This is a genomic window from Burkholderia sp. 9777_1386, assembly GCF_015712265.1.
Taxonomy (GTDB): Bacteria; Pseudomonadota; Gammaproteobacteria; order Burkholderiales; family Burkholderiaceae; genus Burkholderia; species Burkholderia cenocepacia.
Genome location: NZ_JACCQB010000127.1, coordinates 1 through 1,209 on the forward strand (window position 1 = coordinate 1; position 1,209 = coordinate 1,209).

The 1,209-nt window shown below is 58.1% G+C and carries 1 protein-coding gene; it reads left to right on the forward strand.

Features of this window, described 5'->3' with window-relative positions:
- Positions 1–86: 86 nt before the first annotated feature.
- Positions 87–1,079, forward strand: coding sequence for an IS5-like element ISBmu2 family transposase (locus H0X91_RS34655; protein ID WP_006415802.1), 993 nt, complete (start codon positions 87–89; stop codon positions 1,077–1,079).
- Positions 1,080–1,209 lie beyond the last annotated feature (130 nt).

Consider the following 1,209-nt stretch of genomic DNA (forward strand, 5'->3'; position numbering starts at 1 on the left):
GGAAACGCTGATTTATTCGGCTCGGCGGTCATCGCAGACGTAGCCGAGGACGTTTAGAAGACAGCTCACGGAACGGACCCACGACGATGAAGAGGCAGATCGGCTTCGCGGAAGCGGAAATTGCAGGCAAGAAGCGAGTGACGAGGCGCCAACGCTTCCTGGAAGAGATGGAGAAGGTCGTTCCGTGGCAGCGCTTGCTGTCGGCCATCGAACCGCACTATCCGAAGGGCACGCGAGGTCGCCCGCCGATTGGCCTTGAGCGGATGCTGCGAATCTACTTCGTGCAACAGTGGTACGGACTGTCGGACGAAGGACTGGAAGACGCGCTGTATGACAGCATCACGCTGCGAGCCTTCGCCGGCATCGATCTGGCGATCGAGAACGTGCCTGATGCAACCACGCTGTTGAAGTTCCGGCGCCTGCTGATCGAACACGAACTGACACGGAAGTTGTTCGACGAGATTGGCATCTCGCTGTGCGAGCGTGGGCTGATGATGAAGGAAGGCACGCTGGTTGACGCGACGATCATTGAAGCGCCGCCGTCGACCAAGAATGCCGGGAAGAGCCGTGACCCGGAAATGCATCAAACGAAGAAGGGCAACGAATGGCACTTTGGCATGAAAGCCCACATTGGCGTCGACGCCGACTCGGGCCTGATTCACAGTGTGGTTGGCACGGCGGCCAACGTGTCGGATGTATCGCAAGCTCATGCCCTGCTGCACGGGCATGAAGAGCAGGTGTTCGCCGACGCGGGCTACATTGGCGTCGACAAGCGCGAGGAAATGGCGGGCAAGGCCGTGAAGTGGCACGTCGCTGCCAGGCGGGGAAAGATCAAGGCGATGCAAGAAGGAGCGCTGAAGGACCTGGTGATCGCGCTCGAGCGAACCAAGGCGCAGATCCGTTGGCGGGTTGAGCATCCGTTTCATATCGTCAAGAATCTGTTTCAGCATCGCAAGACCCGATACAAGGGCTTGGCCAAGAACACCGCGCAACTGTTCAGCCTGTTCGCTCTGGCGAATCTGGTGATTGCGCGAAATCTGTTGCGATCGGTCCATGGGAGCAGTCCGTCATGCGTATGAAAAATGCGAGCAGGGAGGCTCGCTTACGCGCCAAATTCACTGAATTGAGCGCCGATTCGCTTCGTCATCCAGAAAATTTGAAGCCATCTCGCCTGCAACTTCGGAAGTTGGTCCATTGATCAGCGTTTCC

Excerpts from the sequence above, each read along its gene's own strand:
- H0X91_RS34655 (WP_006415802.1), top strand. The coding sequence starts at position 87 with ATGAAGAGGCAGATCGGCTTCGCGGAAGCGGAAATTGCAGGCAAGAAG.